The sequence below is a fragment of the Streptococcus sp. CP1998 genome (genome assembly GCF_041026655.1).
GTDB classification, from domain to species: Bacteria; Bacillota; Bacilli; order Lactobacillales; family Streptococcaceae; genus Streptococcus; species Streptococcus dentalis.
This window is the reverse complement of record NZ_CP163380.1, coordinates 36,332-49,459: the sequence shown is the minus strand read 5'-3', so window position 1 is coordinate 49,459 and position 13,128 is coordinate 36,332. Positions and strand designations below refer to the sequence as shown.

General features: G+C 44.7%; 13 protein-coding genes. 2 read left to right on the top strand and 11 right to left on the bottom strand.

Features of this window, described 5'->3' with window-relative positions:
- Nucleotides 1-8: 8 nt before the first annotated feature.
- The gene (locus AB4X21_RS00320) at nt 9-725 is read left to right on the top strand and encodes a GntR family transcriptional regulator (protein WP_003013995.1); all 717 of its coding nucleotides are present in this window, start codon (nt 9-11) and stop codon (nt 723-725) included.
- Between the two features lie 185 nt (nt 726-910).
- On the opposite strand, the gene purB is transcribed toward AB4X21_RS00320, so the two are convergent.
- From purB to purD, 7 genes are all read right to left on the bottom strand, one after another.
- Nucleotides 911-2,209, bottom strand: a complete 1,299-nt coding sequence (purB, locus tag AB4X21_RS00315) for an adenylosuccinate lyase (protein WP_003013885.1) — start codon at nt 2,207-2,209, stop codon at nt 911-913.
- 55 nt (nt 2,210-2,264) lie between these two features.
- Entirely contained in the window at nt 2,265-2,492 is a 228-nt protein-coding gene (locus AB4X21_RS00310) for a phosphoribosylaminoimidazole carboxylase (RefSeq protein ID WP_369087968.1), read from the bottom strand.
- Between the two features lie 8 nt (nt 2,493-2,500).
- Nucleotides 2,501-3,451, bottom strand: a complete 951-nt coding sequence (locus AB4X21_RS00305) for a ketopantoate reductase family protein (protein WP_369087967.1) — start codon at nt 3,449-3,451, stop codon at nt 2,501-2,503.
- A 103-nt stretch (nt 3,452-3,554) separates the two neighbouring features.
- Nucleotides 3,555-3,812, bottom strand: coding sequence for a hypothetical protein (locus AB4X21_RS00300; RefSeq protein WP_141751558.1), 258 nt, complete (start codon nt 3,810-3,812; stop codon nt 3,555-3,557).
- Nucleotide 3,813: 1 nt separating this feature from the next.
- Complete coding sequence (gene purK, locus AB4X21_RS00295) at nt 3,814-4,905, bottom strand: 5-(carboxyamino)imidazole ribonucleotide synthase (protein ID WP_369087966.1); 1,092 nt, start codon at nt 4,903-4,905, stop codon at nt 3,814-3,816.
- Nucleotides 4,892-5,380 (bottom strand): 5-(carboxyamino)imidazole ribonucleotide mutase, encoded by a 489-nt coding sequence (gene purE, locus AB4X21_RS00290; RefSeq protein ID WP_369087965.1) that lies wholly within the window; start codon nt 5,378-5,380, stop codon nt 4,892-4,894. The genes purK and purE overlap by 14 nt, the downstream gene beginning before the upstream one ends.
- A 234-nt stretch (nt 5,381-5,614) precedes the next feature.
- Nucleotides 5,615-6,880 carry a phosphoribosylamine--glycine ligase gene (purD, locus tag AB4X21_RS00285; RefSeq protein WP_369087964.1) on the bottom strand — a complete coding sequence of 422 codons (1,266 nt, stop codon included), beginning with the start codon at nt 6,878-6,880 and terminating at the stop codon, nt 5,615-5,617.
- A 182-nt stretch (nt 6,881-7,062) separates the two neighbouring features.
- On the opposite strand from purD, the gene AB4X21_RS00280 reads away from it, so the two are divergent.
- The gene (locus AB4X21_RS00280) at nt 7,063-8,082 is read left to right on the top strand and encodes a GBS Bsp-like repeat-containing protein (RefSeq protein WP_369087963.1); all 1,020 of its coding nucleotides are present in this window, start codon (nt 7,063-7,065) and stop codon (nt 8,080-8,082) included.
- Between the two features lie 196 nt (nt 8,083-8,278).
- On the opposite strand, the gene purH is transcribed toward AB4X21_RS00280, so the two are convergent.
- The 4 genes from purH to purF all read right to left on the bottom strand — a co-directional run bounded on the left by purH (nt 8,279) and on the right by purF (nt 13,128).
- Nucleotides 8,279-9,826: a bifunctional phosphoribosylaminoimidazolecarboxamide formyltransferase/IMP cyclohydrolase gene (gene purH / locus AB4X21_RS00275; RefSeq protein ID WP_369087962.1), complete on the bottom strand. Its 1,548-nt coding sequence runs from the start codon at nt 9,824-9,826 to the stop codon at nt 8,279-8,281.
- Between the two features lie 75 nt (nt 9,827-9,901).
- Nucleotides 9,902-10,456, bottom strand: a complete 555-nt coding sequence (gene purN / locus AB4X21_RS00270) for a phosphoribosylglycinamide formyltransferase (protein ID WP_369087961.1) — start codon at nt 10,454-10,456, stop codon at nt 9,902-9,904.
- Nucleotides 10,456-11,478 carry a phosphoribosylformylglycinamidine cyclo-ligase gene (gene purM, locus AB4X21_RS00265; protein WP_369087960.1) on the bottom strand — a complete coding sequence of 341 codons (1,023 nt, stop codon included), beginning with the start codon at nt 11,476-11,478 and terminating at the stop codon, nt 10,456-10,458. The genes purN and purM overlap by 1 nt, the downstream gene beginning before the upstream one ends.
- Before the next feature lie 210 nt (nt 11,479-11,688).
- Nucleotides 11,689-13,128 (bottom strand): amidophosphoribosyltransferase, encoded by a 1,440-nt coding sequence (purF, locus tag AB4X21_RS00260; RefSeq protein WP_369087959.1) that lies wholly within the window; start codon nt 13,126-13,128, stop codon nt 11,689-11,691.

The window sequence follows — 13,128 nt, the reverse complement described above, 5'->3', positions numbered from 1 at the left end:
GTAGCACTATGGCAATTCCAAAGTACCAACACATCAAAGATGATTTGAAGCAGCAAATTATCTCAGGAAAATTTGAAAATGGAGATAAATTTTATACGGAAGCTGAACTCATCAAAATTTATGATGTCAGCTCTATCACCGTTGTCCGTGCTTTGAACGACCTCGCCGCCGATGGCTACATTGTCCGTCAGCAAGGAAAGGGAACCTTTGTTTCTCGTGCTCGAAAACACAAACTGGTAGAATTTTCAGATGTTGAAACCTTCCCAATCCAAAAGGCCAAAGTCAAAGTTCTCTCTATTAAACGTGGAAATACCTTGAGCATCCTAGACAAACTAGGCCTCAACCCAACGCAATTCTATTATAAAATCGAACGGACTCGCCATACAGGGGATGATACCTATATCTTCCACCAAACCTATGTTCCCGAACAATACATCAATCCAAACTATCCAAATTTGGAATACTACAGCTCTATCTATGATCGCTTCAAAGAAGACTACCACATTCATATGAATGACGAGCACTTCGAAGAAGTCAACGAAATCGTCTTTCCTACACCAAGCAAGATTGCTAAGGTATTGAAGATCGACGAAAATTTCCCAACAGTCAAACAAGTGAAGACGACCAAGCTAGAAGCGACTGGCCAAATCCTTGAATACACGGAAACCTATAAACGCGGTGACTACTACAAGATCAAGTTCATCTCCTGTGACCGCGATCACTAAGAACCAAAAAGACTGAGACATCTCGGTCTTTTTTATAGCTCCAGTATAGCATGTTGAAAACGATTTCTAAAGACCTCTTTAAAAATATATATAATTAGTGATAGTTTAGCTATAAAAAGTTTAAAAAAGAAGCAGATTCCTCTGCTTCTTTTCGTCTATTTTTCAAATTCCCTTTTTCGTTGCGATTAGTCACCCAAACCGATGCGTTCGAAGATTTCATCCACCCGTTTGGTGTAGTAAGTTGGGTTGAAGATTTCGTCGATTTCTTCTTGAGTGAGACGTGAAGTTACTTCTGGATCTGCTTCAAGAAGTGGCTTGAAGTCTACTTGGTTATCCCATGATTGGGCAGTCTTTGGTTGAACAAGGTCGTAAGCTTGCTCACGCGTCATGCCTTTTTCAATCAAAGTCAACATAGCACGTTGGCTGAAGATCAAACCAAATGTAGAGTTCATGTTGCGGATCATGTTTTCTGGGAAGACTGTCAAGTTCTTAACGATGTTTCCAAAACGGTTGAGCATGTAGTCAATCAAGATGGTTGTATCTGGTGCAATGATGCGCTCAGCTGATGAGTGAGAGATGTCACGTTCATGCCAAAGGGCTACGTTTTCATAGGCTGTGACCATGTGACCACGGATAACACGCGCAAGACCTGTCATGTTTTCAGAACCGATTGGGTTCCGTTTGTGAGGCATTGCTGAAGATCCTTTTTGACCTTTAGCAAAGAACTCTTCCACTTCACGTTGTTCTGATTTTTGAAGACCACGAATTTCAGTTGCCATCCGCTCGATAGAAGTTGCGATGCTCGCAAGAACTGCAAAGTACTCAGCGTGAAGGTCACGAGGAAGCACTTGTGTAGAGATTTCTTGAGCACGGATACCCAATTTGTCGCAGACGTATTTTTCAACGAATGGTGGGATGTTGGCAAAGTTACCAACCGCACCAGAAATCTTACCAGCTTCCACTCCAGCAGCTGCATGCTCAAAACGCTCGATGTTCCGTTTCATTTCGCTGTACCAAGTGGCCAATTTCAAACCAAAAGTTGTAGGTTCAGCGTGCACACCGTGGGTACGACCCATCATGATTGTGAACTTGTGTTCTTTCGCTTTGTCAGCGATGATGTTAAGGAAGTTTTCAAGGTCCTTTCGGATGATGTCGTTGGCTTGTTTGTAGAGGTAACCATAGGCCGTATCGACCACGTCAGTAGAAGTCAAACCATAGTGAACCCACTTACGCTCTTCGCCAAGCGTTTCAGAAACCGCACGTGTGAAGGCAACCACATCGTGACGTGTTTGCTGCTCGATTTCCAAAATACGGTCGATGTCAAAGTCCGCTTTTTCACGAATCAAAGCCACATCTTCCTTAGGAATTTCTCCCAATTCAGCCCATGCTTCATCAGCCAAGATTTCCACCTCAAGCCAAGCACGGTATTTATTTTCTTCAGTCCAAATGTTCGCCATTTCAGGGCGAGAGTAACGTTCGATCATGTTTTTATTTTCCTTTCTTTTGATGTTTTACATCAGTTAGCAACCAACAGTCGTTTTATTCAAATTCTTCTTTTCCAATCCACACAGATGGATAGTGATCGAGTGTATTCAAATCCGTATCCATCGGCAGATCATAGATGGCTAAATAGTTTGCAGGATATTGAGCAGTCAGCTCTTCATACTTAGCTTTCACTTTTTCGTGATCGCTACTAGCATACAAGACTTCGACGACTGCTCCTGTCTTCTCTTTTTCGATAAATGCGTTGACAATAATTTGAATCATAAAACCTCCTAAAGCGAAATGCCCTTCATATTTGCTTCCAGAATAGGCATCTTCACACCTAATTCTTGACCAGTCAGATAAACACTTTGACAACAATAGAAGATGTCCTGTTTATCATTGTGTAAGGTCATGATTTTTCGGGTCAGCTCATTTTTCGCAAACATGACTTTCATGGCTTTTCCTGCTATCCAAGCCGGGATTTTATAAGGTAAGAGTTCTGCTTTGTAAAGCTTCAAATTCACTCCACGAGCTTCTACGACTTTCAAGGCTTCTCGAATGGCCTTGATGGCCAATGACAATTCCGATGAACTATTCATCAAGTTCAAAGCCAGTTCTTCTGGGTTTTCCAGATTTCCTGAACGCGCAGCTGTCGAAGTGACACCTGCATTAATTGCCATGTGAATCCAAATCCACTCGACCATATCATGAGGCACTTCCCACTTCAAATCTGCAGAAGTCAGTAAAGTCGTCAGATCACCATAGTTAGAAATGTGTGCTTTTTGCTCACCTTCTAGCATTAAATGGTCGAACAAGACACCATCTAAATGGTCCTCCTGCATGTGACCGCCCGCTGTCGGAAAGGCCAGAATATAGTCGTAATCCCCTGCCCACTCTTGGACCTCTTTTCGAGTATCCCAGAAATTACAGAAGAAAACGAGGGTGCCTTTGATATTATTTTTTCGCAAGGTCTCCACAGCTTCTTTGACAAACCCATGACGCACACTCAGAAAAATAAAATCATATTCCGAATCAGCTTCCGCCACATGAACCTCATAGGTGTCGTGTTTGTTTTCACCCTTGGATTGATAGCGACCATCTAGTAGATCAACCGACAACTCCTTCGGAGCTGTGCTTTTCTTACTATCTCTCAGTACGTGTTCCACTTGATGGCCTGCTTTTTGAAAGGCGTAGGCATAAGCGGTCCCGATGACTCCAAGTCCTAGAATCGCTATTTTCACTTAAAAATCAATCCCTTTCCTTCAGTAGTTATCAGGCTTCTCTTGTTTAACAAATGAGTTGACGATGAGTTGAATCCTATATTCTCCCCATTCAATTTAAATACTATTCTTCCTCAGAATCTTCGTAAACACAAAATTCAATCGAAAGTTTTATAGGACGACTTGTTAATCCAAAACTCTTTATATAATCATAGACCTCATCATCATCGCGGATATGCTTTATAACTAATTGATTATTTGTTATCTCTACAACATGAATCCCTTCTGCATCAGGAATTTCTGGAATCTCTACATCGTCCGCATAAGTAAATGTTAGAGTAGTGATATCATCTTCGAATACATCATCGAATTCTTCTACCATTTTAAAAATCAATTCCTTTCCCAAACTCTTCAACCTCGTCTGGTTCATTACTAAACAAAGTCACATGTCCCATTTTTCGGTTGTGCTTTGCTTCTAGTTTACCATATAAGTGGAGGTGAGCGCTTGGATTTTCTGTCACATAACGCTCAGCTGCTTCGACGTGTTGGCCGAGGACATTGAGCATGACAGCTGGTGCATGGAGGTGAATAGCAGGAAGTGGTGCTCCGAGAACACCTAGAATATGGGTATCAAACTGTGAAAAGTCGCAAGCTTCGATTGAGTAGTGCCCTGAATTGTGGGGACGTGGCGCGATTTCGTTGACAATGATGTCATCAGCTGTCGCAAACATTTCCACGCAAAGAGTACCAGACAAGTTCAGTTGTTCAGCGATGCGTACTGCCATGGCTTTGGCTTTTTCAGCTAGACTTTCTGAAATGCGAGCGGGCACAATGGTTTTTGAAAGAATGTTGTTGCGGTGGATATTTTCCTGAACGGGGAAAACCGTCACGTCCTTGCCATTTCCAGACACGATGACCGAAATTTCAAGATCAAAGTTGACAAATTCTTCCAAGACACAGTCTGCCGAGTCAGCTAGCGCATAGGCTTCTTCCAAATCTTCTTCTGAACGAATGACCTTCTGACCATGGCCATCGTAACCACCGGTCGCCGTCTTGAGAACATAGTTTTTCGAGAGGTCGATATCTGACAAGTCTTTGCTTGAGGTCACGACCTTGTAAGGAGCCACAGTGACTTGTGCCTTGTTGGAAAGAAAGTCCTTCTCAAAAATGCGATTTTGGGAGATGCGAAGCAGGTCTGTCCCTTGTGGGAGTTGTCCATCTTTGATAACGGCATCCAAACCGTCAGCATCCACATTTTCAAATTCATAAGTGAGAACATCACAGCGATCTGCCAACTGACGAAGGGCATCCACGTCGTCGTAAGGAGCTACGATGATTTCCGCCACACGAGAGGCTGGGCAATCAGCTGCTGGATCCAGTGCGATAACCTTGTGCCCCATGTAGATAGCTGAGATTGCTATCATCTGACCGAGCTGGCCACCACCGATAATCCCAATGGTTTTAGTTGAGCTCATTTGTAGACTCCTCTGCGATTTTTCCTTGTTCTTCTGCGAAATCCGCTAACGCTGTCGCAATAGCCTGGTCCTCTACCGAAAGAAGGCGGAGGGCAAAGAGGGCCGCGTTAGTCGCACCTGCTTCACCGATCGCCATAGTTGCGACAGGCACTCCACCTGGCATCTGAACGATGGAATAAAGTGAATCTACACCGCTAAGGGCACGTGATTTGACGGGTACGCCGATAACCGGAAGGGTCGTTTTAGCCGCGACCATCCCTGGCAAGTGAGTCGCGCCACCCGCACCTGCGATGATGACCTTGATGCCACGGCTACGTGCTTCTTCGGCGTGTTTGAACATGAGGTCAGGCGTCCTATGGGCGGAAACAACTTTCTTTTCGTAAGCGACGCCGAAGTTATCGAGGACTTCAGCAGCTTTTTGCATGGTTGCCCAGTCAGATTTTGAGCCCATAATAATGGAAATTACTGGTTTCATTTTTTCTCCTTTTTCGATAATCGTCTATTGTAGTGCGGACGTAAGCGACCGCCTGTAGCGTTCCATTACTAAAACTGGAGCCTGAGTCTCCAGTTTTCCGCTCCTAGTAGCTCTGCTACTAGGAGTTCCACTACTGCAACGATTAGCCTATACTAGCTCGCTAACGCTTGCAAATCAAACGACCATTATCTTAGTTTGGCTCGCTTTCGCTCGCCATGACAAAATTAGTATCTGTTAATCTTTTATCGCCTTGCTACCGATATCGTTTCGGTAGAACAAGCCTTCTGTGTTTTGTTTATTGAGTTCGTTATAGATGATGTTTTGGCCGTCTTTGACGGTGGCTGCTGTTGTGACAAGCATGTAAACACGTCCGCCGTTTGAGAGAAGGTCTTGGCCATTTTCAGCGAATTTGGCACCAGCATAGTAAGTGATGATGTCCCCCTCTGTCTTGGCTGGAAGTTTGACACCCTTCTCATAAGCGAGTGGGTAGCCGTTTGAGGCTACAACCACGCCAAGTGTCACACCCTTGTCCGTCCAAGTGATGGCTGGCTCTTTGCCATCCAAAATATCGGTGATATTTTGTGCAAAGTCAGATGTCAAACGAGGCAAGATGATTTGCGTTTCTGGATCTCCAAAGCGTGAGTTGAACTCGATGACTTTCGGTCCATCAGCTGTCAAGATTAGCCCCGCGTAAAGGACACCTAGGTACGGACGCCCTTCTTTGATCATGCCTTCAAGAACTGGTTTGACAATGGTGTCAACCGCTGTGTCAACCACGCTCTGTGGCAAGTGAGGAACTGGCGCATAGGCACCCATTCCACCAGTGTTCGGACCCTTGTCACCATCGTAGGCACGTTTGTGGTCCTGAGCTGTTGGCATGATGTAGAACTTGTCCCCATTGACAAAGGCAAAGAGAGAAAACTCTTCCCCGTCAAGAAATTCCTCGATGACTACACGCGCACCTGAATCACCAAATTTATTGTCCAAAAGCATCTCGTGAGCGGCTTCAACGGCTTGCTCAACGGTCTCCGCAACGACGACACCTTTCCCAAGGGCCAGCCCGTCTGCCTTGACGACGATTGGAGCACCTTTTTCTTCGATGTAGGACTTGGCTTTCTCGAAATCTGAAAATGTGCCATAGGCTGCTGTCGGAACGTCGTATTTGACCATGATTTCCTTAGCAAAATCCTTAGACCACTCAAGCTCAGCTGCAGCCTTGGTCGGACCAAAAGCCTTGAGACCAGCTGCAATGAAATCATCTACGATGCCAGCCGCAAGAGCATCATCTGGACCAATGAAGGTCCAAGCAACATCATTCGCTTTTGCGAAGTCAATCAGCTTAGAATGTTCGGAAATTCCGATATTGATCAAATCCAAACCGTCTAATCGCATCCCGTCATTACCAGGAGCCACAAAAACCTGCTCAACGTCTTTAGACTCCAACAATTTCTTGGCAATCGCATGCTCACGACCGCCAGATCCAACAACCAAAAGTTTCATCTCGAACCTCTTTTGCGAATTATTTTATTAAATTATATCATAATCGTTCGTTTTATTCTAATGATTTCAGCAAAAGTCTCCTATTTTCAGTAGAATCCAAACATTTTTTGCTATTTTCTCCTATTTCTCATTTTTTTCCGAATAGTATAGGTGAGACCTACTAATTGACGAAAAGGAGTATTATGCAAACGATCAAAAAATTTGTCGTACTGACTTGTGCGACATGGGGGATGCAAGCCTCTATTGCTCATGCAGATCAAGCGACCAATGCTATCTATGCCGAAAAAGGGCAGCTGATGATTCATCTTGGAAACGTCCCGGATAAGTATCAAAAGATCCAAGTTCCCGTCTGGTCTGACCAAAATGGCCAAGATGACCTGATTTGGTATCCTGTGGAACGCAGTGACAAGGGATTTGACCTACAAGTGCCATTGACCAACCATTCTGATCAAGCCGGACTTTATCATGTCCATGTCTATGGAGTGGAGGCAAATGAACAGCTAACCGGTCTTTACCCTCTCACGACCAGCGTCCAGCAAAAAGACCTCGCCTCCTCCCATCCCAAAATCACGATCACACCTAACTCCTCACAAGAATTTGAGGTAGACCTAAAGTTGTTCGAAGACGTTGACGAGATTGTATTCCCCATCTGGTCAGAAGAAAATGGGCAGGATGATTTAGTCTGGTATCCCGCAAAGAAGATCGCACCTGGACATTTCCAACTGCGCTTTCAGGCTCAAAAACACAAGGGAAGCGGGCTATTTCATCTCCACGTCTACCAGAAAAGCCAGGGACAACTAAAAGGGCTATTCCCCACTACCTTTCAAGTGGAAAAAACAAAGCCAAAGCTCACGCCACTCGCGACACATCCAGGAAACACCTACCCCATCGGTGAGTGTACCTGGGGAGCTAAAGAATTAGCCCCTTGGGCCCACAACTGGTGGGGAAATGGCGGCATGTGGGCAGCTAGTGCACGCGCTGCTGGATTCCGGACAGGAGACACTCCAGAGGTCGGCGCTATCGCCTGTTGGGACAATGGGGGATATGGCCATGTCGCATTAGTTACAGACGTTGAACATGACCAAAAAATTCAGATCCAAGAGGCTAACTACAACGGCCATCGCTATATCGACAACTTCCGTGGTTGGTTCGATCCGACCAACCCCATCTGGGGAACCGTCACCTATATCTACCCAGATTAAGGTCTTCATAACCAGCAGAAAGGGAGTGGGAAAGAACTCAGACTATTTAAAAGGAGTTCGTCTTCCCACCCCCGCACAGTTGATTAGGTTATCTTTGGAGCTTAAAAAGCGAAAAAAGATACCAATCAACCACTGCGTCTTGCAGTTATTCCTATCAAACATCAAAGGATGGACATTTTTTGCCCAGCCTTTTTGATTAATGTCTAAAATGTCTCACTCCTGTGAAGATCATGGTCAAGCCGTATTTATCAGCCGCTTCGATTGACTCTTGGTCACGAACTGATCCACCTGGCTGGATGATCGCTTTAATCCCTGCTTTAGCGATTTCTTCCACATTATCTGCAAATGGGAAGAAGGCATCTGAAGCAAGAACAGCGCCGTCAAGACGGTCTTTAGCCTGATCAATAGCGATACGGACAGATGCCACACGGTTGGTTTGACCTGGGCCAACACCAAGTGTCATGTGGTCATTAGTTACGATGATCCCATTTGATTTGACATACTTGATCGCTTTCCAAGCAAACTCAAGAGCTGTCGCTTCTGTCTCAGTTGGTTGGCGTTTCGTCACCACTTGCCAGTCAGCTGGGCTTTCTTTCACAACGTCTTGGTTTTGAACGAGGAGACCACCAACAACACCAGTGTATTCTGCTTCCACTTCACTAGCATCTTGAGCGTCAAATGGCAAGGCAAGGATCCGCAAGTTTTTCTTCTTGGTTGTCAAGATTTCAAGCGCTTCGTCTGTGTAGCTTGGTGCAATGATGATTTCAAGGAAAACACCATGCATCTTCTTAGCTGTCGCAGCATCTACCTCACGGTTGAGAACCACGATCCCACCGAAGATGGATACTGGATCAGACTCATAAGCGTAGTCCCAAGCAGTTTCGATGTCGTCAGCTTGACCAATCCCACATGGGTTCATGTGTTTAAGAGCCACAACAGTTGGACGGTCTTTGAAATCACGGATGATCCGGATAGCCGCATCAGCGTCACGGATATTGTTGAAGGACAATTCTTTCCCGTTCAACTGTTTCGCTGAAGCGATGGAGTAATCCGTTGGCAGAGCTTTTTGGTAGAAATCTGCGTCTTGTTGAGGATTTTCACCGTAACGCATTGGTTGCTTAAGGTCATACGTCAAAGTGAGTTTTTCAGGTTTTTCTTCACCTACTTGAGCAGTGAAGTATTCTGCGATCAAAGCATCATAGGTCGCCGTATGGCGAAATACTTTAGTCGCCAAACGTTGGCGAGTTTCGTAACTTGTTTCGCCGTTGGCTGCCAATTCGTCCAGAACCACAGTATAGTCAGCAGGATCTACCACAACTGTTACGCTAGCGTGGTTTTTAGCTGCCGAACGAAGCATAGATGGCCCGCCAATATCGATGTTTTCTACCGCATCCGCGTAAGTCACGTCTGGCTTAAGGATGGTTTCCTTGAATGGGTAAAGGTTGACCACCACAAGATCGATCAATTCAATCTTGTTGTCCTTAGCAGCCTCTAGGTGACTATCGAGATCACGACGAGCAAGAAGACCACCGTGGATATTTGGATGAAGAGTCTTCACACGACCATCCATCATTTCTGGGAAACCAGTCACATCATCAATGGCGATAGTATCCACCCCAGCATTGTCAAGGGTAACTTTAGTACCACCTGTTGAGATGATGTCCCAACCGAGTTTTTTGAGTTCTTGGGCATATTCAACGATGCCCGTTTTGTCTGAAACACTAATTAGTGCGCGTTTAGTCATTTTCTTTCTTTTCCTTTTTTAAAAAAGTTCTTTATCTGCTACAGTCGAAAATGTTCTTTCCGATCAATGGTTTCCTTATTTTCGTGCTACTCCCAAACGTTCCAAGACTTCTGGATAGAGCTTGTACTCTGTTTCGTGGATGCGCGTTTCGAAAGTATCAAGGGTATCCCCTTCAAGGCGCGATACACGGACTTGCTGAATAACCTTACCGGTATCAACACCAGAATCCACCCAATGGATAGTCACACCGCTCTCAGCAACACCTGCATTCCAAGCATCCTCAATACCATGAGCACCTGGAAATTCAGGGAGATAAGCCGGGTGAATATTGATGATACGGCCTTCATAAGCTGCTAGCAAGGTTGGTCCAACAATTTTCATATAACCCGCCAAGCAAACCAAGTCAATTTGGTGTTCATCCAAGAGGTGAACAATCGCTTCTTCATAAGCTACTTTATTGTCAAATTCCTTGAGTTCAAAGGCATGACTAGCCACACCAAGATTCTTGGCACGTTCTAAAACATAGGCATCCCGATGGTCTGAAAAAACAAATTCTACTGGAAATTGTTCTGCAATCACCTGGAAGTTTGAGCCGTTGCCAGAGGCAAATACAGCAATCCTTTTAGCCATTATTTAATCACCACACTTGCGCCATCTTTCTTCACAATACGACCGATTTCATAAACAGGTTCGTCAAGAAGTTCTTTGACACGTTCCACATTTTCTGGTTTCACTGCAAGCATGAGACCAATCCCCATGTTGAAAATTTCAAACATTTCTTCATGTTTAATTTCACCATATTTTTCAAGAGCTTTGAAAATTGGAAGAACTGGGACTTTGCTTTCGTCAATTTCAGCAGCCAAGTCATCTGAGAACATACGTGGTACATTTTCGATGAAACCACCACCTGTGATGTGGGCAATTCCGTTGACCAATTCTTCTTTGATGAGTGGCAAAGCTGCTTTGACGTAGATACGAGTTGGTTCCAAAAGAACGTCTTTAAGTTTCTTCCCTTCCAATTCTGGGAGAACTTCTTCACCTGTGTAATCTGCAAAGACACGACGAACAAGTGAGTAACCATTTGAATGGATGCCGCTTGAAGCAAGTCCAAGAATCACATCCCCTTCAGCTACTTTTGAACCGTCAATGATTTGAGATTTTTCTGCAACACCGACAGCAAACCCAGCCAAGTCATAGTCATCTTCACCATACATACCAGGCATTTCAGCAGTTTCACCACCAATAAGGGCTGCACCAGCTTGCACACAACCTTCAGCAACACCAGCAACGACTTGCTCTAATTTAGCTGGTTCATTTTTACCAGTTGCTACGTAGTCAAGGAAGTAAAGGGGCTCAGCACCTGCAGCGATGATATCGTTAACACACATAGCGACACAATCTTGACCGATGGTATCGTGTTTGTCGTACTTAATAGCAAGCATGAGTTTAGTACCGACACCATCTGTACCTGAGATCAAAACAGGTTCTTTGACACCTGTTTTTGAAAGGTCAAACATGCCACCGAAGCCACCAAGAGCTCCCATGACACCTGCACGTTCCGTACGAGCCACGTGTTTTTTGATTCGTTCAACAACTTCATAACCTGCTTCAACGTCTACGCCAGATTGAGCGTATGCATTCTTATTTGTCATTTTTTAATCCTTTTCTTTTTTTGAGAAAGAGTGCGACGTATTTTTAGATAAACAATTTTTTTATCTAAAAATACTAGTCAGGTCTCTAGCTTTGGTCCCATAGGGCAAAGCGTCTACTGACAAATGCTTTAGCTTTTAGTCAGTAGTGAGACGTGGAGCATACGCATTTTTATTTGTCATTTGTTTCATTCCTTTTCTTTTGCACTGCTCTTAATAGAAAGAAGTATGTTCTTTCAAACTTTCCACATAGCGTTCTTCGTAGTCATACAAAGGCGTTGGATATTTTCCATCAAAGTAAGCCACACAAAGACCGCCATTGGGGGCATCTGTATCAATTCCAATAGAATCAATCAAGCCATCGATTGACAAGTATGTCAAGCTATCTGCACCAATGATATCGCGTGTTTCCTCTACTGTATGATTGGCAGCAATCAATTCCTTACGTGTTTGAATATCGATCCCGTAGAAACATGGATAAGCCAGAGCTGGGCTTGCGATTGCCACATGGACTTCTGTAGCCCCTGCTTCTTTCAATAACTTCACAATCCGACGTGATGTTGTCCCACGTACGATAGAATCATCAATCATGACAACGCGTTTGCCTTTCACTACACCGGATACGGCAGAGAGCTTCATCCGAACCCCTTGCTCCCGTAGTTCTTGTGTTGGTTGAATAAAGGTCCGTTGGGTATATTGGTTTTTAATCAAGCCCATTTCATTTGGTAGGCCAGATTCTTCAGCAAATCCCATGGCTGCGCTAAGTGATGAATTAGGTACACCGACCACAATATCTGCTTCATGTTTGAATTCACGTGCCAATTGAGCTCCCATACGTTTACGGGCTGTATGGACATTGACCCCTTGGATATTGGAGTCTGGGCGAGCAAAGTAGATATACTCCATCGAGCAAACAGCCAATTGGGTGTCCGTTGTATAGTTATCGTAAGTAATACCATTATCATCGATAATCACGACTTCACCTGGATTCACATCGCGGATCCACTCAGCACCAACCACTTCAAAGGCACAGGTTTCAGATGAAACCACGATAGCGCCATTGGCCATTTTCCCAATCGAAAGAGGACGGAAACCATTTGGATCCAAGGCCGCAATCAGCTTATCTTCCAGCATGAGAAGGTAAGCAAATCCACCTTTCACCGTATTCAAGGCTTCTTTCACCTTACCCATGAAGGATGGGTTGTGGCTTCGACGAATTAAGTGGGCCAAGATTTCTGAATCAGAAGTTGAGCTAAAGATCGCCCCGTTATTTTCCAACTCCCGTTTAAGGGACTTGGCATTGGTCAAATTCCCGTTGTGGGCCAGTCCAAACTGGGTATCATGAAAGCGAAAGAGGAAGGGCTGGATGTTATCCACCGAAGCTTCCCCAGCTGTCGCATAGCGAACATGTCCAATCGCTCCCGTCCCTGTCAACTTATCCAAGTTAGCAGGATTCCGAAACACTTCTGAGAGAAGACCCGTATCACGATACCGTTTTAATTGACCCGCATTATTCGAAAGGATCCCCGCCCCTTCTTGACCACGGTGTTGAAGACTGTGTAATCCGAAATAAGTCAGTTTTGCAGCATCTGGGTGTCCCCAGATACCAAAAATACCACATTCTTCATTAAGAGATTTAACTTCGTATGTCAT

What these genes read in the sequence shown, in the direction of transcription:
- AB4X21_RS00300 (WP_141751558.1), bottom strand. Translation starts at nt 3,812, where the DNA reads ATGGTAGAAGAATTCGATGATGTATTCGAAGATGATATCACTACTCTA.
- purB (WP_003013885.1), bottom strand. Translation starts at nt 2,209, where the DNA reads ATGATCGAACGTTACTCTCGCCCTGAAATGGCGAACATTTGGACTGAA.
- AB4X21_RS00320 (WP_003013995.1), top strand. Translation starts at nt 9, where the DNA reads ATGGCAATTCCAAAGTACCAACACATCAAAGATGATTTGAAGCAGCAA.
- purK (WP_369087966.1), bottom strand. Translation starts at nt 4,905, where the DNA reads ATGAGCTCAACTAAAACCATTGGGATTATCGGTGGTGGCCAGCTCGGT.
- purN (WP_369087961.1), bottom strand. Translation starts at nt 10,456, where the DNA reads ATGGCTAAAAGGATTGCTGTATTTGCCTCTGGCAACGGCTCAAACTTC.
- AB4X21_RS00310 (WP_369087968.1), bottom strand. Translation starts at nt 2,492, where the DNA reads ATGATTCAAATTATTGTCAACGCATTTATCGAAAAAGAGAAGACAGGA.
- purD (WP_369087964.1), bottom strand. Translation starts at nt 6,880, where the DNA reads ATGAAACTTTTGGTTGTTGGATCTGGCGGTCGTGAGCATGCGATTGCC.
- purF (WP_369087959.1), bottom strand. Translation starts at nt 13,128, where the DNA reads ATGACATACGAAGTTAAATCTCTTAATGAAGAATGTGGTATTTTTGGT.
- AB4X21_RS00280 (WP_369087963.1), top strand. Translation starts at nt 7,063, where the DNA reads ATGCAAACGATCAAAAAATTTGTCGTACTGACTTGTGCGACATGGGGG.
- purM (WP_369087960.1), bottom strand. Translation starts at nt 11,478, where the DNA reads ATGACAAATAAGAATGCATACGCTCAATCTGGCGTAGACGTTGAAGCA.
- purE (WP_369087965.1), bottom strand. Translation starts at nt 5,380, where the DNA reads ATGAAACCAGTAATTTCCATTATTATGGGCTCAAAATCTGACTGGGCA.
- purH (WP_369087962.1), bottom strand. Translation starts at nt 9,826, where the DNA reads ATGACTAAACGCGCACTAATTAGTGTTTCAGACAAAACGGGCATCGTT.